The 22,258-nt window shown below is 65.8% G+C and carries 19 protein-coding genes and 1 other RNA gene; 4 read left to right on the top strand and 16 right to left on the bottom strand.

The genetic code is table 11. The features are described from left to right. Nucleotides 1-4 precede the first annotated feature (4 nt). The 10 genes from murC to rsmH form a co-directional block, all read right to left on the bottom strand. The gene (murC, locus tag AC0L3A_RS06445; protein ID WP_473253844.1) at nt 5-1,408 is read right to left on the bottom strand and encodes a UDP-N-acetylmuramate--L-alanine ligase; all 1,404 of its coding nucleotides are present in this window, start codon (nt 1,406-1,408) and stop codon (nt 5-7) included. Between the two features lie 122 nt (nt 1,409-1,530). Further along, nucleotides 1,531-2,631, bottom strand: a complete 1,101-nt coding sequence (murG, locus tag AC0L3A_RS06440) for an undecaprenyldiphospho-muramoylpentapeptide beta-N-acetylglucosaminyltransferase (RefSeq protein ID WP_473253843.1) — start codon at nt 2,629-2,631, stop codon at nt 1,531-1,533. Nucleotides 2,632-2,800: 169 nt separating this feature from the next. Then, nucleotides 2,801-3,952: a putative lipid II flippase FtsW gene (ftsW, locus tag AC0L3A_RS06435; protein ID WP_018454238.1), complete on the bottom strand. Its 1,152-nt coding sequence runs from the start codon at nt 3,950-3,952 to the stop codon at nt 2,801-2,803. Nucleotides 3,953-4,189: 237 nt separating this feature from the next. Next, complete coding sequence (gene murD, locus AC0L3A_RS06430) at nt 4,190-5,590, bottom strand: UDP-N-acetylmuramoyl-L-alanine--D-glutamate ligase (RefSeq protein ID WP_473253842.1); 1,401 nt, start codon at nt 5,588-5,590, stop codon at nt 4,190-4,192. A gap of 118 nt (nt 5,591-5,708) precedes the next feature. Beyond that, a complete protein-coding gene (mraY, locus tag AC0L3A_RS06425; RefSeq protein WP_007600847.1) occupies nt 5,709-6,812 on the bottom strand; it encodes a phospho-N-acetylmuramoyl-pentapeptide-transferase in 1,104 nt (367 codons plus the stop codon). A 164-nt stretch (nt 6,813-6,976) separates the two neighbouring features. Then, nucleotides 6,977-8,356 carry a UDP-N-acetylmuramoyl-tripeptide--D-alanyl-D-alanine ligase gene (locus tag AC0L3A_RS06420; RefSeq protein WP_473253841.1) on the bottom strand — a complete coding sequence of 460 codons (1,380 nt, stop codon included), beginning with the start codon at nt 8,354-8,356 and terminating at the stop codon, nt 6,977-6,979. Next, nucleotides 8,353-9,810, bottom strand: a complete 1,458-nt coding sequence (locus AC0L3A_RS06415) for a UDP-N-acetylmuramoyl-L-alanyl-D-glutamate--2,6-diaminopimelate ligase (protein WP_473253840.1) — start codon at nt 9,808-9,810, stop codon at nt 8,353-8,355. The genes AC0L3A_RS06420 and AC0L3A_RS06415 overlap by 4 nt, the downstream gene beginning before the upstream one ends. An 84-nt stretch (nt 9,811-9,894) precedes the next feature. Beyond that, complete coding sequence (locus AC0L3A_RS06410; protein WP_219683421.1) at nt 9,895-11,649, bottom strand: peptidoglycan D,D-transpeptidase FtsI family protein; 1,755 nt, start codon at nt 11,647-11,649, stop codon at nt 9,895-9,897. Continuing rightward, nucleotides 11,646-12,038 carry a cell division protein FtsL gene (gene ftsL, locus AC0L3A_RS06405; protein WP_007600843.1) on the bottom strand — a complete coding sequence of 131 codons (393 nt, stop codon included), beginning with the start codon at nt 12,036-12,038 and terminating at the stop codon, nt 11,646-11,648. The genes AC0L3A_RS06410 and ftsL overlap by 4 nt, the downstream gene beginning before the upstream one ends. Nucleotides 12,039-12,041: 3 nt before the next feature. Then, on the bottom strand, nt 12,042-13,031 hold the full coding sequence (rsmH, locus tag AC0L3A_RS06400) for a 16S rRNA (cytosine(1402)-N(4))-methyltransferase RsmH (RefSeq protein WP_007600841.1): 990 nt from the start codon (nt 13,029-13,031) through the stop codon (nt 12,042-12,044). A 523-nt stretch (nt 13,032-13,554) separates the two neighbouring features. Here rsmH and AC0L3A_RS06395 point away from each other — a divergent pair. Next, complete coding sequence (locus AC0L3A_RS06395; protein WP_007600840.1) at nt 13,555-14,337, top strand: N-acetylmuramoyl-L-alanine amidase; 783 nt, start codon at nt 13,555-13,557, stop codon at nt 14,335-14,337. A gap of 119 nt (nt 14,338-14,456) precedes the next feature. Here the strand turns inward: AC0L3A_RS06395 and AC0L3A_RS06390 are convergent, their stop codons facing one another. Together AC0L3A_RS06390 and AC0L3A_RS06385 are read right to left on the bottom strand one after the other, a co-directional pair. Continuing rightward, a complete protein-coding gene (locus tag AC0L3A_RS06390) occupies nt 14,457-15,689 on the bottom strand; it encodes an RNA polymerase sigma factor (RefSeq protein ID WP_007600838.1) in 1,233 nt (410 codons plus the stop codon). A 22-nt stretch (nt 15,690-15,711) separates the two neighbouring features. Further along, complete coding sequence (locus tag AC0L3A_RS06385; RefSeq protein ID WP_007600836.1) at nt 15,712-16,065, bottom strand: YciI family protein; 354 nt, start codon at nt 16,063-16,065, stop codon at nt 15,712-15,714. A 149-nt stretch (nt 16,066-16,214) separates the two neighbouring features. Here AC0L3A_RS06385 and rnpB point away from each other — a divergent pair. Beyond that, an RNA gene (rnpB, locus tag AC0L3A_RS06380) (RNase P RNA component class A) lies at nt 16,215-16,645 on the top strand. A gap of 56 nt (nt 16,646-16,701) precedes the next feature. On the opposite strand, the gene AC0L3A_RS06375 is transcribed toward rnpB, so the two are convergent. Next, on the bottom strand, nt 16,702-17,415 hold the full coding sequence (locus AC0L3A_RS06375) for an alpha/beta fold hydrolase (protein ID WP_007600834.1): 714 nt from the start codon (nt 17,413-17,415) through the stop codon (nt 16,702-16,704). A gap of 72 nt (nt 17,416-17,487) precedes the next feature. Then, complete coding sequence (locus AC0L3A_RS06370) at nt 17,488-17,952, bottom strand: DUF983 domain-containing protein (RefSeq protein WP_083869967.1); 465 nt, start codon at nt 17,950-17,952, stop codon at nt 17,488-17,490. A 49-nt stretch (nt 17,953-18,001) separates the two neighbouring features. Between AC0L3A_RS06370 and AC0L3A_RS06365 the strand changes: the two genes are divergently transcribed. After that, entirely contained in the window at nt 18,002-19,372 is a 1,371-nt protein-coding gene (locus tag AC0L3A_RS06365) for an aminotransferase-like domain-containing protein (RefSeq protein ID WP_007600832.1), read from the top strand. Nucleotides 19,373-19,378: 6 nt separating this feature from the next. Here the strand turns inward: AC0L3A_RS06365 and AC0L3A_RS06360 are convergent, their stop codons facing one another. Next, nucleotides 19,379-19,639, bottom strand: coding sequence for a hypothetical protein (locus AC0L3A_RS06360; protein ID WP_473253839.1), 261 nt, complete (start codon nt 19,637-19,639; stop codon nt 19,379-19,381). A 231-nt stretch (nt 19,640-19,870) separates the two neighbouring features. On the opposite strand from AC0L3A_RS06360, the gene AC0L3A_RS06355 reads away from it, so the two are divergent. After that, on the top strand, nt 19,871-20,614 hold the full coding sequence (locus tag AC0L3A_RS06355) for a sulfite exporter TauE/SafE family protein (RefSeq protein ID WP_473253838.1): 744 nt from the start codon (nt 19,871-19,873) through the stop codon (nt 20,612-20,614). A 71-nt stretch (nt 20,615-20,685) separates the two neighbouring features. Here the strand turns inward: AC0L3A_RS06355 and AC0L3A_RS06350 are convergent, their stop codons facing one another. After that, the gene (locus AC0L3A_RS06350; protein ID WP_007600829.1) at nt 20,686-22,092 is read right to left on the bottom strand and encodes an MATE family efflux transporter; all 1,407 of its coding nucleotides are present in this window, start codon (nt 22,090-22,092) and stop codon (nt 20,686-20,688) included. Nucleotides 22,093-22,258: the final 166 nt, after the last annotated feature.

The raw sequence follows: 22,258 nt of genomic DNA, 5'->3' as shown, positions 1-22,258 counted from the left end.
TGCCCTACCCCAGCGCCTTCAATTCGCCGGGCAGCGCATATGCCCATTGCGTGATGTTGCCGGCGCCAAGGCACACGACGAGATCGCCCGACTTCGCCACGCCCTTGACGATGCCAGCGAGATCGGACGCCGTCGACAGCGGGATGACCTCGCGGTGGCCGTGGGCGCGCAGGCCCGCGGCGAAATGGTCGCGGTCGATGCCCTCGATCGGCGTCTCGCCTGCTGCGTAGACCTCGGCGACGATCACCGCATCGGCGTCGTTGAAGCAGGTGCAGAATTCCTCGAACAGCGACTGCAGACGGGTATAGCGATGCGGCTGCACGACGGCGACGATCTTGCCGTTGGTGGATTCCCGCGCCGCCTTCAGCACCGCCGCGATCTCGACCGGATGATGGCCGTAATCGTCGATGACGGTGACGCCGTTCCATTCTCCGGTCTTGGTGAAGCGGCGCTTGACGCCGCCGAAGCCGGCGATCGCCTTGCGGATTGCCTCGTCCGACACGCCGAGCTCGCGCGCGACCGCAATCGCGGCCGTCGCGTTGGAGGCATTGTGGCGTCCCGGCATCGGCAGCATGAGATTGGAGATCTCGTGCACGGCGCCCGTCTTGCGATCGCGGAAGGCAACCTTGAACTTCGATCCGCCGCCCATCGGGGTGAGGTCGACGAAGCGCACATCGGCCTGCGGATTCTCGCCATAGGTGATGATGCGCCGATCCTCGATCTTGCCGACGAGAGTCTGCACTACGGGATGATCGATGCACATCACGGCAAAGCCGTAGAATGGCAGGTTCTCGACGAAATGGCGGAATGCGTCCTGCACCGCCTCGAAGGTCTTGAAGTGATCGAGATGCTCGGGATCGACATTGGTGACGATCGCGACCTCGGTCGGCAGCTTCAGGAACGTGCCGTCGCTCTCGTCGGCTTCGACTACCATCCAGTCGCCCGCACCGAGACGCGCGTTGGAGCCGTAGGCGTTGATGATGCCCCCGTTGATCACGGTGGGATCGAGGCCGCCGGCGTCGAGCAGCGTCGCGACCATCGTGGTCGTGGTGGTCTTGCCGTGGGTGCCGGCGATGGCAACGCAGCTCTTCAGCCGCATCAGCTCGGCCAGCATCTCGGCGCGGCGCACCACAGGGATACGCCGTTCGCGCGCCGCGGTCAGTTCCGGATTGTCGCGCTTGATCGCGGTGGAGACCACGACGACCTCGGCGCCGTCGACGTTCTCCGCCTTGTGGCCGACCGAGACCCTCGCGCCGTTCTTGCGCAGGCGGTCAAGATTGTAATTGTCGGAGGCGTCGGACCCCTGCACGGAATAGCCGAGATTGAGCAGCACTTCGGCGATGCCGCTCATGCCGATCCCGCCGATCCCGACGAAGTGGATGGGTCCGATCTCGCGCGGCAGTCTCATGCTCTATTCCCTGACCTCGCCGCCGGAGAAGGCGGCATCTGGCGAAGGTCACGGCAAATCAGCCGCGCGCCTTTCCTACTGGATGCCCCGCTTTAGAAGGCGAAGACAAGGGCTTTTTCGCGTCAGATTCCCGCGATTTTGGCCACCAGATCGGCCAGCCGCTCAGCCGCATCGAGCCGGCCGGCGCCGCGGGCGGCCTGCGCCATGGCGGCAAGGCGCGCGGGCTCGGCGGCGAAGGCGGAGATCTCGGCGGCGAGGCGATCGGAGGAAAACTCGGTCTGCGGAATGCGGATCGCACCGTCGACTTTGGCCAGCACGCCGGCATTGGCGAACTGGTCCTGGTCGATTGCGCCCGGTAGCGGCACCAGGATCGAGGGCCGCCCGATCGCGGCGAGTTCGGCCACGGTGCCCGCGCCTGAGCGCGACACCACCAGATGGTTGGAGGCCAGCCGTGCCGGTAGATCGGTGAAAAACGGCGCAAGCTCGGCCTTGATCTTCAGCCTGTCGTAGACCGCACGCACGCGCGCCATGTCCTCGTCACGCACCTGCTGGGTGAGGACGAGCCGGCCCCACAGTTCGGGCTCGAGGCGCTCGATCGCGCCCGGCACGATGTCGGCCATGATGCGCGCGCCCTGGCTGCCGCCGACGACGAGCAGCCGCAGCGGGCCGTTCACTTCAGGCGCAGCGTATGGCACGCCAGCTGCGGCGAGAATCGCCGGACGCATCGGCGTGCCGACCGTCGTGGTCTTGCCTGATAGCGCCGGATCGCGATCGAGCACGCCAGGCAATGAAGTGGCGATGGCGCGGACGCGGCTCGACAGGAACCGGTTGGCGCGGCCGAGCACCGCATTGGCGTCATGGATGATGCCGGGCACGCCCGCGAATTTTGCCGCGACCAGCGGCGGCAGCGTCGGATAGCCACCGAAGCCGACGACAGCGACCGGCTTCAATCGCTTGATCAAGCTGTAGGCGGACAGCGTGCCGGCCGCGAGCGTCAGGCCGGCATAGGCGAGCTGCAGCGGATTGCGTCCACGCGCAGTCTCGCTCGAGACGACGTCGATCATGTCCTTGGTGAACAGCCCACTGTAGCGCAGCGCGCGCTCGTCGGTGACGAGGCGGACACGGAATCCGCGCCGGATCAGCTCGACGCTGAGCGCCTCGGCCGGAAACAGATGGCCGCCGGTGCCGCCCGCGGCGAGAAGAATCAGGGGGGAGGTGTCCATGGAGAGGAGTTTTACAGGGACTTTCCCGCCATTGCGAGCCGGTGCTCGTGCCCCGGGCGCAGCGCAGCGCGCCGCCCTTCGCGGCGTGGTGCGCTGCTGAACCGGGGCCCATGGCTGCGGCATTCTGGGTCCCGGATCTGCGCTTCGCTTGTCAGGGACACGAGAGCAATCACGCGTAGCTGCGCATCGCCTCGGCGTGGCCGCTTGCCTCGACCTCGGTGCGCGGGCGCAGCCGCGTCAGCGCCAGCATCATGCCGACACCATAGGCCAGCGACACGATCGAGGAGCCGCCATAGGAGATGAAGGGCAGCGTCATGCCCTTGGCGGGGATGAGCTGGAGATTGACCGACATGTTGATCGCGGCCTGCACGCCGAACAGGATCGCAAGCCCCGAGGCCGCGAAGCGCGAGAACATGTCTTCGTTGGCATAGGCGCGCGACAGCGTGCGGATGACGACGAAAGCAAACAGTGCCAGCATTGCGAGGCACAGGATGATGCCGAACTCTTCGGCGGCAACCGCGAACACGAAGTCGGTGTGGCTGTCCGGCAGGCTGCGCTTGGCGATGCCCTCGCCCGGCCCGAGCCCGAACCAGCCGCCGTTGTAGAAGGCTTCCATCGCGGTATCGACCTGAAAGGTGTCGCCCGAGGCCGGATTCATGAAGCGCTTGATGCGGCCGGCGACGTGAGGAACAAAAAGGTAGGCGCTGAACAGTCCGGCGGCGCCGAGGCCGGCGAGCCCGAACACCCAGATCATCCGCATGCCCGCGATGAAGAACAGCGAGCCCCACACCATCAAGATCAGCATGGTCTGGCCGAAATCCGGTTCCATCACCAGAAGCGAAACCAGCATCAAGAGCAGCACCAGCGCCATCGAGGTTGCCGGCATTTCTGGCCGCCTGGTGGATTCCGCGAACAGCCAGGCGGCCATGACGACGAACGACGGTTTTGCGATTTCGGAGGCCTGGATGTTGAGGCCAAGCAGCGTGATCCAGCGCCGCGAGCCCTTTACTTCGGGGCCGATCGCGAGCGTCAGCACGATCAGGACGATGCTGACCGCGAAGATGATCAGCGCGCTGCGGCGGATCGCGCGCGGCGACAGGAAGGAGACCCCGAGCAGCACGATGCAGGACGGCACCAGGAACAGCACGTGGCGGCTGAAGAAGTGGAAGGGATCGAGCCCGATGCGGGTCGCAACGGGCGGGCTCGCCGCCAGCGACAGGATCACACCGGTCAGCATCAGCGCCAGGATGGCACCCATCAGCGGCTTGTCGACGGTCCACCACCACTCGGAAAAGGGGGTGCGTTCTTCACGGGAGAGCATGGCGGCCGCTTTCGGACAGAGGTCGGTCCATTGGTCGCCGAGGTTGGTTACCGCAGGGTTAAGGAAACGCGGATGACTGGAGATGATCTCAGCCGTCGCCGCAAAACACCTGTCATGCCCCGGCTTGACCGGGGCATCCAGTACGCCGCAGCCCCTCGGCTCAAGCGCCGCCTCTGGAATACTGGGTCGCCCGGTCAAGCCGGACGACGACAGCGGAGCAAGAACCAGCAGCGCGCCTCACACCACCGGCTTCACACCCGGCAGCGCCTGCGCCAGATCGCGGAACCTGGTGCCGCGGATCTCGAAATTGCGGTACTGGTCGAAGGAGGCGCAGGCGGGCGACAGCAGAACGACCGAGTCGGTGATGCCTGACGCCTCCGCGTCGCGTGCGGCTTGCTCGACGGCGACGTCGAGCGTCTGGCTGATCTCGTGCGGCACCTGCGTGCCGAGCGTGCCGGAAAATTCCTGCGCGGCCTCGCCGATCAGATAGGCTTTTCGGATGCGCGGGAAGTAGCCGGTGAGGCCAGTGATTCCGCCGGCCTTCGGCTTGCCGCCCGCGATCCAGAAGATGTCCGAAAAGGACGACAGCGCGTGCGCGGTGGCGTCTGCATTGGTGCCCTTGGAGTCGTTGACGAACAGCACGTTGCCGCGGCGGCCGACCTGCTCCATGCGATGTGCAAGGCCCGGAAAGCTGCGCAGGCCGTTCTGCAAGACATCGAGGCTGATGCCCATCGCGAGCGCGGCGGCGGCCGCACACGCCGCGTTCTGAGCATTGTGCAGACCGCGCAGAGAACCGATGCCGCCGAGCTTGGCGACTTCGCTGCGGGCACCACCGGAGGTCCGCACGATATTGCCATGCTCGACATGGATGCCGCTGGCCAGCGGATTCCTGACCGAGATACGCACGACGTTCTTGCCGGTGCGATCGAGCCGGTCGGCGATATCGCGGCAAAAACCGTCGTCGACGCCGACGATCGCGGTGCCGCCGGCCTGCACACCGGCAACGAGGCGTTCCTTCACCGCAGCGTAATGCGCGATGGTGCCGTGGCGATCGATGTGGTCCTCGCTGACATTGAGCAGAATGCCGACGGAGGGATCGAGCGAGGGCGTGAGGTCGATCTGGTAGGACGACATCTCGATGACGTGGACGCGGCCCATGCCCGGCGGCTCCAGCGACAGGATCGCGGTGCCGATATTGCCGCCCATCTGGGTGTCATAGCCGGCCACTTTGGTCAGGTGCGCGATCAAAGCCGTCGTGGTCGATTTACCATTGGTGCCGGTGATGGCGACGAACGGCGCATCCGGCGCGTGGCGGCGCCGCTCGCGGCAGAACAACTCGATGTCGCCGATCACCTCGATAGCGGCCTCGCGCGCCTTCAGCACGCTCCAATGCGGCACCGGGTGGGTCAGCGGCACGCCGGGCGCGAGCACAAGTGCGGCGAAATTCGCCCAGGAGACGTTGCGCAGATCAGCCGTGATGAAGCCCGCTTGCGCGGCCTTGGCGACGTTCTCGGCGCTGTCGTCGGCGGCGATCACCTCGGCGCCTCCCGCCTTCAACGCGTGGCAGGACGCGAGCCCCGAGCCGCCGAGGCCGAACACCGCGACCGTCTTGCCGGCAAAGGACGTGACGGGGATCATGATTGGGCCCCTGTCATTCCGGGGCGACGCGTTAGCGTCGAACCCGGAATCTCGAGATTCCGGGTTCTCGCTTCGCGAGCCCCGGAATGACAGCAAAATTGAAACACGGCGACCATCATCACCGCAGCTTCAGCGTCGACAAGCCGGCGAGCGCCAGCATCACCGAGATGATCCAGAACCGGATCACGATCTGCGGCTCGGTCCAGCCGAGCTGCTCGAAATGGTGATGGATCGGCGCCATCCGGAAGATGCGTTTTCCCGTCATCTTGAACGACACCACCTGCACGATGACGGAGACCGCCTCCAGCACGAACAGGCCGCCGATCACCGCGAGCACGATCTCGTGCTTCACCGCGACCGCGATCGCACCGAGCATGCCGCCGAGCGCGAGCGAGCCGGTATCGCCCATGAAGATCGAGGCCGGCGGCGCGTTGAACCAGAGGAAGCCGAGGCCCGCGCCCAGCAGCGCGCCGCAGAGCACGGCGAGCTCGCCGGTGCCCGCGACATATTTGATCTGGAGATAGTCGGCGAACACCGCGTTGCCGGCGAGATAGGCGATCATCGCAAAGCTCGCCGTCGCGATCATCACGGGCACAATGGCAAGGCCGTCGAGACCGTCGGTCAGGTTCACCGCGTTGCCGGCGCCGACGATGACGAAGGCACCGAACACGACGAAGAACCAGCCGAAATGCAGCACGGTGTCCTTCAGGAACGGAATCGTCAGCGCGGTCGACGCGGGATCGCGGTTCAGCCGTACCAGCGCGTAGCAGGCAACCAGCGCGATCGCCGCCTCGATCAGCAGGCGAAGCTTGCTGCCGAAGCCGGTCGTGGTCTGCTTGGTCACCTTGAGATAATCGTCATAGAAGCCGACGAAGCCGAAACCGAGCGTCACCGCCAGTACGATCCAGACGTAAGGGTTGAGCGGATTGGCCCACAGCACCGTGCCGACCGTGAGGCCGGACAGGATCATCAGCCCACCCATGGTGGGCGTGCCTTTTTTGGCGAGATGCGATTGCGGACCATCGGCCCGGATCGGCTGCCCCTTGCCTTGCCGGATGCGCAGATGGTCGATGATCCAGGGGCCGAACAGGAACACGAACAGCGCGCCGGTGACGACGGCGCCGCCGGTGCGGAAGGTGATGTAGCGGAAGACGTTCAGGAAGGTGCGAACGGCACCGAAGCCCGGAAATGTATTGGAGAGCTCGATCAGCCAGTAAAACATTCAGACGGTCCTATGGCGCCTTTGCACGCGCCTTGATCTTGGCCTTGTCAACCTGCCTCACGCGCATTCGCTGGTCTTCATCATGGGGTCGGGCGACCTCTAAAGAAAACGAACGGCTTCGCGCCGGAAAGGGTGGGATTCCGAAACAGCGCCTTCCAAGCAGTTTACGCCCTTGCCTGCAAGGCGGCCACTAGGCCCGGCACAAACTTGTTGACCCAGAACATCTTCTTGCTGCCCTTGACAACCACGACATCGCCTGCCCTCAGCAGATTTGCGACCTCGCCCGGCTTCAGCGTGACGGGGTCGTCATGCCAGCCGAGGCCCTTGCCGGCTGGAAGCACCTCGAACAGGTGACGCATCAGCGGCCCCACGCAATAGACGCCGTCGATGCCGTCGAGATGCCTGGCGAGGTCGGTGTGGTAGGCCGGCGCACCGTCGCCCAGCTCCAGCATGTCGCCGAGCACGGCAATGCGGCGGCCGCCGGTCGTGTTGCGCGCCTGCAAGCTTTGCAGCGCGGCAGCCACGCTGGCCGGATTGCCGTTGAAGCTGTCGTCGATCACGGTGACGCCACCGACTGCCTGCTCGACGCCACGGCCGGTCATGATGCCGACCCGGTCGAGCTTGATCGCAAGCGTCGCCGCATCGAGGTTGGCCGCACGGATCGAAGCGAGCGCGGCGAGCGCATTCTGGACTCGGTGCGGCGCGCCCGGCGTCAGGCTGAACGCGATCTCTTTCTTGCCCAGCGCGGCCACGACCTGCCAGCTGTCGCCATGCGGCGCGTGCGCGACCTCGTGCACCTCGGCTTTCTCGCCGAAGCGTATGACCTTGCCCTTCCAGTCCGGCGCCTTGATCCCGGCGGGCAGCACCAGCACGCCTTCCGCGGGCAGGCCGAGTGCAATCGACACCTTCTCGCGGCGGATGGCTTCGAGCGAGCCGAGCTTCTCCAGATGCACCGGCTGGACGTTGACGACGAGCGCGACCGTCGGACGCGTCAGTTCGCTGAGCCGCGCGATCTCGCCGGCCTGGTTCATGCCCATCTCGACGACCCAGAGACTGGCATCGGGCCGCGCATTGCACAGCGTCAGCGGCACGCCCCAGAAATTGTTGAAGCTCGACGGGCTGGCATAGGCATTGGGGTAGGCCGCGAGGAATTCCTTGGTGCTGGTCTTGCCCGCGCTGCCGGTGAGCCCGATCACCGGCCCGTTGAAGCGCGCGCGTGCCGCGCGCGCTAGACCCCAGAGACCGTCGATCAGCGTGTCCTTGACGACGATCTGGGGAATGCGGATGCCCGCGATCTCGTGCGGCACGATCATCGCGACCGCGCCTGAGGCTTCCGCCTTGTCCGCGAACTCCCAGCCGTCACGCGCGCTGGCGAAGGCCGAGATGAACCCGCCGCTCGGCGTGCCGCTCAGCGCGACGAACAGGCTGCCCGGTTTCACCAGCCGGCTGTCCTGGGTGATGAAGTCGATCGGCGTGTCCGGGAACGATCCGGCGGCGCCTAGCGCACGCGCCACTTCGGCCACCGTCCATATGGGCGCGCTCATGCAATCCTCGACGCTAGTGCGGCGGCGACCGCCTCGTGATCACTGAAGGGCAAAACCTCTCCGCCGACGATCTGCCCGGTCTCGTGGCCCTTGCCGGCGATGAGCAGCGCATCGCCATCTTCCAATTCCTCGATCGCGGTACGGATCGCCGCGGCCCGGTCGCCGATTTCGCGAGCGCCCTTGGCGGCGGCGAGGATTTCGGCGCGGATCGATTCCGGCTCCTCGCTGCGCGGATTGTCGTCGGTGATGATGATGCCGTCGGCGTTGCCGGCTGCGATTTCGCCCATGATCGGACGCTTGCCGGCATCGCGGTCGCCGCCGGCACCGAACACGACGACCAACCTGCGCTTCGCGTAGGGACGCAGCGCCTGCAGCGCCTTCGCCAGCGCATCGGGCTTGTGCGCGTAGTCGACGAAGATCGGCGCGCCGTTGCGCTCGCCGACGCGCTCGAGCCGCCCCTTGGCGCCTTCGAGACCTTCGAGGCTCGCAAACACATTTGCGGCGTCGCTGCCGGTGCCGATGGCGAGACCGGCCGACACCAGCGCATTCTCGATCTGGAATTCGCCGACCAGCGGCAGCCGGATCGCATATTGCTTGCCGCGATGTTCGAGCGCGAGCACTTGCGAAAACCCTTCGACCTCCGCACCGGCGAGACGAATGCCCTCGCCTGCCCCGTCGCCCTTGCGACCGACCGCCATCACGCGCAAGCCGCGCGACTTTGCGGCGTCGATTGCCTCCGCCGAGCAATCATGATCGGCCGAGATCACGGCCGCGCCCCCCGGCGGGACAAGTTCGCGGAACAGCCTGAGCTTGGCCGCGAGATAATGCGCGACGGTCGGATGGTAATCCATGTGGTCGCGAGAGAGATTTGTGAAGCCGCCGGCGGACACGCGCACGCCGTCAAGGCGATATTGGTCGAGCCCGTGCGAAGAGGCCTCGAACGCGAGATGCGTGACGCCCTCGCGCGCGATCTCGTCCAACTGCCGGTGCAGCGCGATCGGGTCGGGCGTCGTCAGCGAGCCGTAGACGGTGCGCTTCGGCGAAACGAGGCCGATGGTTCCGATGCTGGCGGAGGCGTGCCCGAGCCGCTCCCAGATCTGCCGGGTGAATGCGGCCACCGAGGTCTTGCCGCTGGTACCGGTCACCGCCGCAATTGTCGCGGGCTGCGCGGGAAAAAATCTTGCCGCGGCCAGCGCCAGCGCGCGGCGCGGATTGGCCACCGTGATGAACGGCACCTTGCAGCCATCAGGCACATGGTCGCCGACAACCGCCACCGCGCCTGCGGCAATCGCGGCATCGACGAAGCGCGCACCGTCGGTCTTGCTGCCCGCAAGTGCGAAGAAGAGATCGCCCCGCCTGACCGCGCGGCTGTCGAGGGCAACGCCGGTCACATCGAGGGCCGCGACGGCGGGCTCGATTGCGGCGTCATTGCCTAGGAGGTCGCGCAGCTTCATGGTCTTCCAGTCGACATGTCGGACCGGATCGCCGAATCTCCAGGGAAATCCCGACTCAGCAGCGGCAACGGCCCACCCGGTTGATTACTGGGTTGTCCTGGATGCTGCAAGAATAAGGCGGTCGGACGGCGGCAGGTCAAACCGCGGCTCGACACCCAGAAGCGGCGCGATCCGCTCGATCACCTTGCCGCCGGTCGGCACCGCGTTCCAGCCCGAGGTGATGAAACCATGGGTTTCGGGCAGGGCCTGTGGCTCGTCCAGCATCACCAGGATCTGATACTTTGGATTGTCGGAGGGCATGATCGCCGTGAAGGAGTTGAGCACCCGCTTCTTGGCGTAGCGGCCATTGATGACTTTCTCGGACGTGCCGGTCTTGCCGCCAACATAATAGCCCTTGACGTCCGCTTGTCGCGCCGACCCGACCTCCGCATTGAGCCGCATCAGATACCGCATCTTGTCGCTGGTCTCTTGCTTGATCACGCGCTTGGCCATCGCCGCCGCTTCAGCTTCGCTTCGCTTCATGAATGTCGGGGGAATCAAGTAGCCACCGTTCATCAGCGCGTTGATGCCCATCACCGCCTGGAGCGGCGCCACCGACAGGCCTTGGCCGAACGCGATGGTGACCGTGTTCAGCTCGCTCCAGCGGCGCGGCACCAGCGGCGCCGCGCTCTCGGGCAGCTCGGTGCGCAGCCGCGTCAACTGGCCCATCTTGGCCAGGAACGCCTTGTGCGCCTCGACTCCCTGGCCGAGCGCGATCCGCGCGGCGCCGATGTTGGAGGAGTAATAGAACACTTCCTTGGTGTTGATGAAACGTCCGAGCGAATGGCTGTCATGGATGGTGAACTTGCCGTAGTGCAGGTTCCCCCGTGCATCCCACATCGAGTTCAAATTAATCTTGCCGGAATCGAGCGCCATCGCCAGCGTAAACGCCTTGAAGGTCGAGCCCATCTCGTAGACGCCGGTGGTCAGGCGATTGATGCGGTCGGGGTCGTGCGCTTCCTTCGGATTGTTGGGATCGAAGTCCGGCAGGGAGACCATCGCCACGATCTCTCCGGTCTTGACGTTGGAGACGATGCCGGAGGCGGCCTTGGCGTGGTATTTCTCCTTGGCCTTCAGGAGCTCGTCACGCAGTGCGTGCTCGACGCGCAGATCGACCGAGAGCTCGATCGGCTTTTGCAGCCGGTCGGTGGCAAAGCCCGCGCGGTGGAGATCGGCGAGCCCCTGATTGTCGAGCCACTTCTCCATGCCGGCGATGCCCTGGTTGTCGATGTTGACGAGACCGATGAGGTGGGCGACCTCGTTGCCGGTAGGATAGACGCGCTTGTTCTCGCGCAGGAAGCCGATGCCGGGAATGCCGAGCTTGTGGATATCCTGCTGCTGCTTCGCCGTAATCTCGCGCTTGAGCCAGACGAAGCCCTTGCGCGTCTTCAGGCGCTCGCGCACCTCGGCCTCATCGAGGTCGGGCACGGTGGCGGTCAGCAGCTCGATCGCCTCGTCCTTGTCGATGATGCGGCGCGGCTCGCCGAACAGGCTCGACGCCTTGACGTCGGTCGCGAGGATCGCGCCGTTGCGATCGACGATGTCGGGCCGCGCGGTCGCGACCACCTCCTGTGCCGCGGCGCGGCGCGCGCCGTGGGCGTCGGCGCCGATCGCGAACATCACGAGCCGGCCGCCGATCAGGGCGTAGACCGCGCCGAAGGCGAGCATCGCCAGGCCGACGCGCGCCCGCGCCTTGGCGGCGCGATCGACGTTGCGCCCGTACAGCAGACTGCGGATCAGCCGTTGCCGCCAGGGCTCGGTCGGCTTTCCTACAGGTTTGGCCGGGGTCACAGCACTCATGGCTTGTCCTCGGGCTGAGGCACGGAGCCCGTCACGTTATCGGGATCGCTCGCGGCTTCGATGGTATTGAGCATGGCGCCGATCGGATCCGGCTCGCCCGGCCTGAACATCCGCGGCGGACGCTCGGGCAAGTTCTTCAGTGAATCATATTGCGTGCCGTTGACCGGCTTGAGCTGCAGATGCCGGTCGGACAGGCCCTGCAGGCGCAGCGGCGCATCGAGCTTCGCCCATTCGGAGCGCAGCGCCGCGATCGCATCGCGCTGCTCGCGGATCTCCGCATGCAGCCGCAGCACCTTTTCGGTGCGCGCCGTGGAGTCCATCTTGATCCTATAGACATAGGCCGCCGCGAAGATCAGCGCGCCAATGACGAGCAGGTGGATGAAGCGCATGCGCTAGCCACCTCTCATGACGTCGGAGAGTTTTGGCCAGGACGATTGCTCGCGATCGTCCTGCGCAGGCGCCGAGGTGCGCTCGGCGGCGCGCAGCTTTGCCGACCGCGCCCGCGGGTTATGCGCGACTTCGTCCTCGCCCGCGATCACCGGCCGCCGCGTCAGGAGCTGGAAGCTCGGCACCGCCTGCGACACTTCCGGAAGATGGCGTGAACCGCCACCCGTCTTGCTGCGCTCGGCGAAGAAATTCTTGACGATGCGGTCTTCCAGCGAATGGAACGAGACGACCACGAGTCGACCACCGGGCTTGAGCACACGCTCGGCAGCGATGAGCGCGTTCTGGAGTTCCTCGAGTTCTTCATTGACGAAGATGCGCAGGGCCTGGAACGTCCGCGTCGCCGGGTGAATATCGCCGGGCTTGGAACGAACCACCCTGCCGACGAGATCGGCGAGCGCGCGTGTGGTCGTGAACGGCGTCTCCTGCCGGTCGGCGACGACGGCGCGGGCGATCCGGCGCGACTGCCGCTCTTCGCCGAGGAGATAGATGATGTCGGCGAGATCGCCTTCCGAGGCGCGCGCGACGACATCGGCCGCAGTCGGGCCCGCCTGCCCCATCCGCATGTCGAGCGGACCATCGAGGCGGAACGAGAAGCCGCGGCCGGCCTGGTCGAGCTGCATCGAGGACACCCCGACGTCCATCACGACGCCGTCGATGCCATCGACGCCTTGAGCCGCGCAGATTTCGGCGAGGTTGGAGAAGCGATCTTCAACCAGCGTCAGCCGGCCCGCCGAGCGTTCGACCAGCTCGGCGCCGCCTGCGATCGCAGTACGGTCGCGATCAATGGCAATCACCCGGGTTCCCGGCATGTCGAGGATCGCGCGGCTGTAGCCGCCCGCGCCAAAGGTCGCGTCGATGTAAAGGCCGCCCTCGCGTGGGGCGAGGTGGTCGATGGCCTCACGGCCAAGAACGGGGATGTGCGGAGCCGAGCTCATGCGCCAAGCCTGCCGATCGCCCCGCCGGACTCCCAAGTGAGATCGGGGACGAACAAGCTCATAACGCCTCGAATAATTCCGCGTCGCGGCGGTTCCACGACCCAATCCCCGTCCAGCATGGTTACCGTGCCCGATCGTCCCGGGCCACCAACCCAGTATTCCCTTTGGAATTTGTCGGGCAGCCATGGGATTTCGAGCCAAAATACGCTTTGGCCGCCTCCGGACGCGGGTCGGCTCTTCATCTCTCAGTAACGGCCCTTAGCGTTAAGAAAGCGTTGATCGGCTCGCGACAAGTCGAAAAGCTGACGCGGCGGTGATGCTTCATCCACACACATGCGCCAAAATGCATCCGTTAACCTCGTCGCGCGGTTGCGCACGGTGGAGGGTAAAGGAATAGTAAAGAGAAGGGCTTGGCCCACTCTCTGTCTGTCTCGAGCTGTTTATGTCGTCCGGTTCGTCCACGCCGTCTGGATCTGATTCGAAGCGTCAACGCGTTCTCCCGGTTCCCAAGGCCGCCGCGAACATGCGGACGTTCGAGCCGGATTCCTCGATCGTCTCCGACATCATCCCCTCACCGAACCACGGCGACCGCAACAAGGGCCGGCAGCCCGACATGATCGTGCTGCATTACACCGGCATGCCCGACGTCGAAGGTGCGCTGGCGCGGCTCTGCTCGGCTGGCACCGAGGTGTCGGCACATTATGTCGTGCTGGAGGACGGCCGCATCGTGCAATGCGTGCCGGAGGCCAGGCGTGCCTGGCATGCCGGCGTCTCGTCCTGGTCCGGCGAGGACGACATCAATTCCTGCTCGATCGGGATCGAGATCGTCAATCGCGGCCACGATTGGGGCTATCCGGAGTTTCCGCTGCGCCAGATCGCCGCCGTGATCGCGCTGTGCCGCGGCATCATGCTCCGCCGCAAGGTGCCCGCGCACCGGGTTCTCGGCCATTCCGACGTGGCGCCTGCGCGCAAGAAAGATCCCGGCGAAAAATTTCCGTGGCATTCGCTGGCCAATTCCGGGGTCGGCCACTGGGTCACGCCCGCGCCGGTCGTACGCGGCGAGAGCCTGATGCTCGGCACCATCAGCGACGAGGTGCTGAGCCTGCAGCAGGCGCTCGCCAGATACGGCTACGGCGTTCCCCTCACCGGCAAATACGACGGCGCGACCATGGAAGTCGTCACCGCGTTCCAGCGCCATTTCCGCCCGGCGCGACTGGATGGGGTCGCGGATCACTCGACGCTGTCGACCTTGCAGGCACTGTTGGGAAGCTTGCCGGCGGAGGGAACGACGGTCGCGTCGAAGTGACGGCGACTGCCACGCACCCCGTCATTGCGAGCGAAGCGAAGCAATCCAGACTGCCTCCGCGGAAGCAGTCTGGATTGCTTCGTCGCAAGCGCTCCTCGCAATGACGGAGTATGTGGCGACTACTCCATCTCCCGCATCCTTCGCGCATAAAGTCGTCGCAGCGGCTCGAGCTGCGTCGCTTCCGTCGCCGCGCGATAGGCCTCGCGCGCCTCCTCATTGCGGCCGAGCCGCCGCAATAGATCCGCCCGCACCGCTGGCAGCAGCTCGTAGCCATGAAGCCCGCCGCGTGCGGCGGTCGCATCCACGAGATCGAGTGCGCGCGCGGGCCCATCGACCATCGACACCGCCGCCGCGTGGTTAAGCTCGATCACCGGAGATGGGTTGATCCGCAGCAGGACCTCGTAGAGCCCGGCAATCTGCGGCCAGTCTGTCTGCTCATAGCTCGGCGCACGCGCATGCAGCGCGGCGATCGCGGCTTGTACTGCGTAGGGCTGCGGCCGGCCGGGCACGCGCAGCGCGTCGTCGACCAGGCGCAGACCCTCCTCGATCTGTGCATGGTCCCACCGCGAACGATCCTGCTCTTCCAGCAGCACGATGTCGCCGGCGGGGGTCTGGCGCCCTGCGCGGCGCGCATCGTGCAGCAGCATTAGCGCCAGCAGGCCCTTGATCCCGGCGCGATCGGGTAACAGCCGGTCGAGCAAGCGGCCAAGCCGGATCGCCTCGGCCGCAAGATCGGGCCGCATCAAATCCGCACCCGACGTCGCCACATAGCCTTCGGTGAAGACCAGATAGATCACGGCAAGCACACCGTCGAGCCGCGGCACCAGCGTGTCGCGCTCGGGGACCTCATAGGGAATGCCGGCGAGCCTGATCTTCTGCTTGGCGCGGACCAGACGCTGCCCCATCGCCTCCTCGCTGACGAGAAAGGCGCGCGCGACCTGCGCCGTGGAGAGCCCGCAGACGGTGCGCAGCGTCAGCGCGACCTGGACTTCGGGCGCAAATGCAGGATGGCAGCAGGTGAAGATCAGCCGCAGCATATCGTCGTCGAGCGTCGCCGGCGGCTCGGCGGGCGCTTGCGCGTTCAGCTCGAGCTCGTGCACGAGCGCCTGCTCCTTGCCGCGGAAGACGGCCTGGCGCCTGATACGGTCGATCGCCTTGTGCCTGGCGACATTGACCAGCCAGGCACGCGCATTGTCGGGGACCTCGCACGCCGGCCAGCGCTCCAGTGCCACCGCAAAGGCGTCCTGGAGCGCGTCCTCGGCAAGATCGAAATCGCCGACGAGGCGGATCAGCGTGGCCAGCGCCCGCCCCGCCTCGTCGCGGAAAATCTTGTCGATCTCGGACAGTGTCATGCGCCGATGCGCGGCTGCGCCGTCACTTGTCGTAGACCCAGATCGGCCGCACCTCGATCGAACCGATACGCGCCGACGGAATCCGCGATGCAATCTCGATCGCGGTATCGAGATCCTTGGCCTCCACGAGGTAATAGCCGCCGAGCTGCTCGCGCGTTTCGGCAAACGGGCCGTCGGTCGTCAGAGTCTTGCCGTCGCGCACGCGGACCGTCGTCGCAGTCGTGGTCGGCTGCAAACGGTCGCCCGCCTTGAAATTGCCGCTCTGAATGATGCCTTGCGTGAAGGTCTGATATTCCGCCGTCATCTGCTGGCCGGCCGCCGGACGCATATTCGCGTACTCGGCTTCGTTCTGGTAGATCATCAGCAAATATTGCATCGCTTAACTCCTGTTGTTCGGCGGGATCGCCGACATCCAGTCGAACGGGACACACACCAAACGACATCTTCAGGATAAATTATTTGCAGGCCGCATGCGCGGCGATATCAGCTTGACGGAACCGTCATAAATGCCCCATGCCTGCCCCGTCAGTCGGCCGGACGGCCGCTCCGGCAGGTGCCGAAAGGCCGCCGGGGAGGAAAGTCCGGGCTCCCTTGACATACGGTGCCGGATAACGTCCGGCGGGGGCGACCCCAGGGAAAGTGCCACAGAGAACGAACCGCCCGCCTTCGCAGCGCAAGCTGCGTAGGCAGGTAAGGGTGAAAAGGTGCGGTAAGAGCGCACCGCGGCTGCGGCAACGGAGCCGGCATGGTAAACCCCACCGGGAGCAAAACCGAATAGGGACGGCGTAGCGGGCTGTTCGCGAAAGCGATAACGCCGCGGGGCGATGTCAGGCCCGCCGTCCGGGTAGGTTGCTCGAGGCCATGTGCAAACATGGTCCCAGAGGAATGGCCGTCACGTATCGTTCGCGCAAGCGGACGGTGCCTTACAGAACCCGGCTTACAGGCCGGCTGATATCTTGCAACGAGGGGTTCGATGCTGACCGCATCGAGCCCCTCACCATTTGGGCGCTCACTATCCGACGATCTCTTGCAATACGCCCATCAGCGCGTCCGGCGCTGTCACGTTCGGCGCGTGGCTGGCGTCGAGCTCGACAAAACGCCAGCCGTCCTCGCTCCTCGTGCGCCTCGCGAATTGCCCGAACACGTCGCCCGGCGGAATGCGCGTGCAATAGATGTAGCTGCGCGGCATCGCCGGCTCGCTACCTTCGAGCTTCAGCTTTGTCTCGAAACATTTGATCGGCATGTTGATCCGGCGGGCGTTGAGCCAGTCGAGATCGGCCTGCGGCGTGTCCGGCGGCGGCGGGTTCGGCGGGATGCGGTAGCCGTCGCCTGAGCTTGCCGCCTTGCGCATCGGCTCGCGCCCGCCCTCATGGAGATCGAACAGCGACTGGCCGTCACGCGGCACGAAGGCGTCGAGGTAGATCAATTGCGTCACCCGCTCGCGCGCGCGATCGGCGACGCCGGTGGCGACCATGCCGCCATAGCTGTGGCCGAGCAGCACGATGTCGCTGAGATCCTCGAACCTGATGACGTTGAGAATGTCCTGGATATGCGTGTCGAGATCGATCGCGGCACTGGCCAGATGCGCGCGCTCGCCGAGCCCGGTATAGGTCGGCGCAATCAGGCGGTGGCCGGCCTGCGCCATCAGCGGATGCATCTTCTTCCAGGCCCACCCGCCAGACCACGCGCCGTGACAGAGCAGGAAGGTTTTTGAGCGTGCGGCCATCGCCGTTTCCATCGTTCTTGTTTGTACGATGGAGTGTAGCGGGCGAGCGCGCGATGTAAACGCTATGGCTTCTTAAGCCGCGCGAGTGGTCACCTTCACGAGGGCGGGTGCAGGCCGACCAGCTTCGCGCCGCAGCTTGCCCGTCTCAAAACCGTGCATGCCGATCTGCCATTGCAGCCCGACGATGGCACCCTTGGTCGGCTGCAACAGCGCGAGCGAAGCGAACAAGGTCACCGGCAGCCACACCGCCAGTTGCAGCCAAACTGCTGGGGCATAGGCGGTCTCCACCGCGAGGATTGCCGGGACCACGAGATGGCCGACGACGACCATCACGAGATAAGCCGGAAAATCGTCGGCGCGCTGGTGGAACAGCTCCTCGCCGCAATGGTCACAGGTATCCGCCACCTTCAGGAAACGGCCGAACGCATGGCCTTCGCCGCAGTTCGGGCACTTGCCGCGAAATCCGCGCCACATCGCTTTTGCCAGAGAGACTGAACCGGTCGCCATGACCCCACCTCTTCCTTTTCTACGATCCATACAATAATATCTTGTATCCATACATTCAAAGGATATAGGCCTTAATTGCATGGATTGGACCCCTACAATCTCGGAGCTGAGCGGGCCGCGCTATCAGCGCATCGTCGAGGCCATGGAGGCCGACATCGCCGCCGGCCGGCTGGTGCGCGGCCAACAATTGCCGACGCAGCGGGCGCTGGCAAAGGCGCTCGGCGTCGACCTCACCACGGTGACGCGCGCCTACACCGAGGCGCGGCGCCGCGGCATCATGGAGGCCCGGGTCGGCCAGGGCTCGTTCGTGTCGGAGACCAGCGCGCGCCGCGCGGTCGACCTGCCGCATCCCGTCGCGATTGACCTCTCGATGAACGTGCCGCCGCAGCCTCTCGAAGCGCAGCTCGACGAGCGCATCATCGCCGGGATGGACGCCATCCGCGCGCAATCGGGTCTGACGGCGCATCTCAACTACCAGCCGCCCGGCGGCAGCGCACATGAGCGCGAGGTCGCGGCGCGGTGGATGCGGGCACGCGTGCCGCATGCGCATGCCGACAGGCTCGTGATCTTTCCCGGCGCGCAGACGATTCTGTTCAACCTGCTCGCCCATCTCGCCCGGCCCGGCGACGTGGTGCTGACGGAGGCCCTCACCTTCCCCGGCATCAAGGCCGCCGCGGCGCGGCTCGGAGTCAAGCTCGTCGGCGTCGCCATGGATGACGGCGGCATCCTGCCCGACGCGCTGGCGGAAGCTTGCCGCACGCATAGACCGAAAGCGGTCTATCTCATTCCGACGCTGCACAATCCGACCACCGCGACGCTTCTTCCCGAGCGCCGCGGCGCCATCGCAAAAATCATCAACGATGCCGATACGATTCTGATCGAGGATGACGCCTACGGGCTGCTCGATCGCTCGGCATCGCCGATCGCCAATCTCATTCCGGAACGGACATATCTCGCGACCACGCTGTCGAAATGCATCGCGCCCGCGCTACGGGTCGCCTATCTGGTGACGCCCGACAGCAGCTCGCAGCGGGAGATGCGCAACTCTTTGCAGGCGACGGTGCAGATGCCGGCACCGCTGATGGTCGCGCTGGTGACGCATTGGATCGAGACCGGGATCGCCGACCGCATCATCACCGCCATCAGGAGCGAGGCGGTCGGCCGCCAGCAGCTCGCGCAACGGGCGCTCAAAGGATTCGAGTTCCAGGCCAAACCCGCCGCTCACCATCTGTGGCTACGGCTGCCTGAGGGCCGCGCCGACGTCGCGGCGCATCTCCTGCGGAATGGACTAGCCGTCGTCGCCGGCGAGGCCTTCACCGTCGACGGAACGCCGCCACACGCGGCACGCGTCTCGCTTGGCGCGGCGCGCAACAGGGCGGAATTGACGGAAGCGCTACGCATCCTCGTGAGCGCGCTGCACAGCCCCGCCGACACCAGACAGATCGTCTAGCAATACTTATCGATGCTGACGGCGATGCCGCGAGCGAACGACTGGTGCGACGGGGGACGGATAGGCCGCATAGGCTTCGCTCGGCGCGACGGACTCGCCGCGGGCCCCGCGCGCGGCGGGTGTGAGCTGGCCGCCATTCAGAACGTCGCGGTCGGGATGGGCAGCCTGATAGGTCGCGGGCTCGGAAAACTGCGCCTGCGCCATCGTCGGCATCAAGGCCGCCGCCGACACCAGCGCGGCCGCGACGGCAATCTTCGTGCGGATCATCGTCCTTCTCCATATGCTCAGCCGGGATGCTGGCCGATCGGACCGCATGATGGCGTCGAGCGGGCCCCCAGGTGGAAGTACGAGCATCATCTAGACCTGTCTTTCGCGAACGCCCGCCGCTGGGGATCACGCTTGCGTGCGGTTTTGAAATTGACCTGCACGGCCGCAGCTGTGCTATGCGAGCGATGGGGATCAACAATTCGGGATCGCCCAGGCGACAGGGACAATCTGTTGGAAATACTCACCTACGCGCTGCTGCTGCTCGGCGCACTGGCCGGGGGCTTCGTCTCGGGCCTCGCCGGATTCGGCACCGCGCTGATGGCACTCGGCATCTGGCTCTACGTGCTGCCGCCCTCGCTCGCGGTGCCCCTGGTGCTGATCTGCTCGGTGATCGCGCAGAGCTCGACGCTGCCGTCGATGTGGAAGAGTTTTGATCTCTCGCTGGTCTGGCCGTTCCTGATTGGAGGACTGATCGGCGTGCCGCTGGGCACCATGCTGGTCGCCTCCGCCGATCCAAAAGTGTTCAAGCTGAGCGTCGGCGTGCTGCTGCTGATCTTCTCGACCGCGCTGTACCTCAACAAGAAGCCGCTCGCCATCACCTTCGGCGGTCGCATCGTCGACGGCGCGATCGGGTTTGCCGGCGGCATTCTTGGCGGTCTCGCCGGATTATCGGGGCCGCTTCCGATCCTGTGGGCCAACATCCGCGGCTGGAACAAGCACGAGCGGCGCGGCATCTTCCAGCTCTTCAATTTCACCGTGCTCGCCACCGCTTTGGTGTTGCAGACGGCCTCGGGCCTCGTCGCGTTCAAGGTGGTCTGGCTCGCGGTGGTCGCCTTTCCGGGCACGCTGATCGGCGCATGGGCCGGCGCGCGCGTCTATCACGCGCTGAGCGACAAGCATTTCGGCGATGTCGTGCTCGGTCTGTTGTTCCTGTCGGGCCTCGGCCTCGTCTGGAACAGTCTTGGCACGCACTAACTCCGTATTTTCTTCACGGTGAGCGCCACGCCGCCGGCAACCCCGACGCCAAGCACGCAGATAAGCGATCGCTACGCGGGCGCGCGTACAGGAGTCGCCACAGGCTCGGGTGCAGCCTGCTCGGGGGGCTCCTCGTGCCGGAGCACCACAAGGCGCTTTCCGAACTCGCGGCGCAACAGCCACACGCTCAGGGCAGCCTGCAGCGTGGTCGTCGCGATCGACAGGTACCAGACATGCTCCATCCGGAAGCCCGGCCACGTCGAGAGCCAGATCGACGGCAGGGAATAGGTGAGGACCCGCGTTGCCGAGGTCAACAACACCGGCTTGGTATTGCCGAGCCCCTGAAACATGCTGGAGCAGGTGAAGATCAGCCCCTGCGCCACCATGTTGAGCGAGACGATGCGCAGAAAAAGCGACGCAACCGCCATCGTCTCCTGATCCTTCGAGAAGCCGGTAAGCAACAGACCAGGCACGAGCTGCGCCGGGATCAAGAAAACAATCATCACGGCGGTCGCGACAAGCGCCGCCTTGACAAAGGTCTCCCTCACGCGCGCTCCATTGCCGGCACCGAAATTCTGCCCGGCGATCGGCCCCGCCGCAAGAGCGATGGCGAGCGCCGGCATCTGCATCAGGCCGAGGAGACGCGTCCCGATGCCAAATCCGGCCTGTGCCGCCGAGCCGAAAACGCTCAGCACGTAATAGCCCACGGCCATGATGATGAAGACCATCGCGAACTCGCCGCCTGCAGGCAGGCCGACATTGAGGATCCTCTTCCACTGTCGAAGCTGCGGCCGCCATTGCGCGGGATTAAAGGCGACATAGCGTTCCAGTTTCAGGAAATACACCAGCAGCATGAGCACACCGATGAAGACGGCAATCGAGCTTGCGAGGCCCGCTCCGGCAACACCGAGCGCGTGCCCGGTGCCCCAACCCGAGATCAGGACCGGCGCCAGCGCGATGTTGATGGCCACTGCAAGCGCTTGAACCAGCATGCTCGGCCGCACGATTCCCGTGGCCCGCAACGCAGACGCCATGACCTGCGACGCAAACTGCAGCGCCAAAGCCGGCATGAACCAGAGCAGATAAATCGCGCCGGCTTCGACCGTGGCCTCATCGGCCGCGACCGCGCGCATATATGGACGCGACAATGCGAAGCCCGCGCCCAAGGTCAGGAGCCCGAACAGCACCGACAGGAGGACCGACTGGTTGAAGACGAGGTTGGCGTCGCCGCGATCCTTGCGCCCCACCGCGTGCGCCATCAGCGCCACGGTGCCGACGCCAAGCACCTGCATCAGCGCATTGACGAGAAAGCCGGCATTGCCGGCCGCGGCGACACCCGCGATTGCCGCATCGCCCAGTCCCGACACGAAATACAGGTCGACGAGCTGGCAGATCATGATCGTGATCATGCCGACCACGATCGGTGGCGCCATGCTCAGGATGTGGCCCACGATGGAGCCGCGTGTCAGGTCTTTCATGTCATTCATCCTCTGGCGGCGCGGCCGGGGGGGGGGGGGGGGGGGCCCCCCCCCCCCCCCCCCCCCCCCCCCCGCCGCCGCCCCCCCCCCACCCCCCCCCCCCCCCCCCCCCCCCGCCCCCCCCCCCCCCCCCCCCGGGCCCCGGCCCCCCCGCCCCCCCCCCAGG

This window comes from Bradyrhizobium sp. MI1.3, assembly GCF_055811695.1.
The sequence above is the reverse complement of the archived record's forward strand: the minus strand, read 5'-3'. Positions and strand labels throughout refer to the sequence as shown.

What these genes read in the sequence shown, in the direction of transcription:
- murC (WP_473253844.1), bottom strand. Translation starts at nt 1,408, where the DNA reads ATGAGACTGCCGCGCGAGATCGGACCCATCCACTTCGTCGGGATCGGC.
- murG (WP_473253843.1), bottom strand. Translation starts at nt 2,631, where the DNA reads ATGGACACCTCCCCCCTGATTCTTCTCGCCGCGGGCGGCACCGGCGGC.
- ftsW (WP_018454238.1), bottom strand. Translation starts at nt 3,952, where the DNA reads ATGCTCTCCCGTGAAGAACGCACCCCCTTTTCCGAGTGGTGGTGGACC.
- murD (WP_473253842.1), bottom strand. Translation starts at nt 5,590, where the DNA reads ATGATCCCCGTCACGTCCTTTGCCGGCAAGACGGTCGCGGTGTTCGGC.
- mraY (WP_007600847.1), bottom strand. Translation starts at nt 6,812, where the DNA reads ATGTTTTACTGGCTGATCGAGCTCTCCAATACATTTCCGGGCTTCGGT.
- AC0L3A_RS06420 (WP_473253841.1), bottom strand. Translation starts at nt 8,356, where the DNA reads ATGAGCGCGCCCATATGGACGGTGGCCGAAGTGGCGCGTGCGCTAGGC.
- AC0L3A_RS06415 (WP_473253840.1), bottom strand. Translation starts at nt 9,810, where the DNA reads ATGAAGCTGCGCGACCTCCTAGGCAATGACGCCGCAATCGAGCCCGCC.
- AC0L3A_RS06410 (WP_219683421.1), bottom strand. Translation starts at nt 11,649, where the DNA reads ATGAGTGCTGTGACCCCGGCCAAACCTGTAGGAAAGCCGACCGAGCCC.
- ftsL (WP_007600843.1), bottom strand. Translation starts at nt 12,038, where the DNA reads ATGCGCTTCATCCACCTGCTCGTCATTGGCGCGCTGATCTTCGCGGCG.
- rsmH (WP_007600841.1), bottom strand. Translation starts at nt 13,031, where the DNA reads ATGAGCTCGGCTCCGCACATCCCCGTTCTTGGCCGTGAGGCCATCGAC.
- AC0L3A_RS06395 (WP_007600840.1), top strand. Translation starts at nt 13,555, where the DNA reads ATGCGGACGTTCGAGCCGGATTCCTCGATCGTCTCCGACATCATCCCC.
- AC0L3A_RS06390 (WP_007600838.1), bottom strand. Translation starts at nt 15,689, where the DNA reads ATGACACTGTCCGAGATCGACAAGATTTTCCGCGACGAGGCGGGGCGG.
- AC0L3A_RS06385 (WP_007600836.1), bottom strand. Translation starts at nt 16,065, where the DNA reads ATGCAATATTTGCTGATGATCTACCAGAACGAAGCCGAGTACGCGAAT.
- AC0L3A_RS06375 (WP_007600834.1), bottom strand. Translation starts at nt 17,415, where the DNA reads ATGGCCGCACGCTCAAAAACCTTCCTGCTCTGTCACGGCGCGTGGTCT.
- AC0L3A_RS06370 (WP_083869967.1), bottom strand. Translation starts at nt 17,952, where the DNA reads ATGGATCGTAGAAAAGGAAGAGGTGGGGTCATGGCGACCGGTTCAGTC.
- AC0L3A_RS06365 (WP_007600832.1), top strand. Translation starts at nt 18,002, where the DNA reads ATGGATTGGACCCCTACAATCTCGGAGCTGAGCGGGCCGCGCTATCAG.
- AC0L3A_RS06360 (WP_473253839.1), bottom strand. Translation starts at nt 19,639, where the DNA reads ATGATCCGCACGAAGATTGCCGTCGCGGCCGCGCTGGTGTCGGCGGCG.
- AC0L3A_RS06350 (WP_007600829.1), bottom strand. Translation starts at nt 22,092, where the DNA reads ATGAAAGACCTGACACGCGGCTCCATCGTGGGCCACATCCTGAGCATG.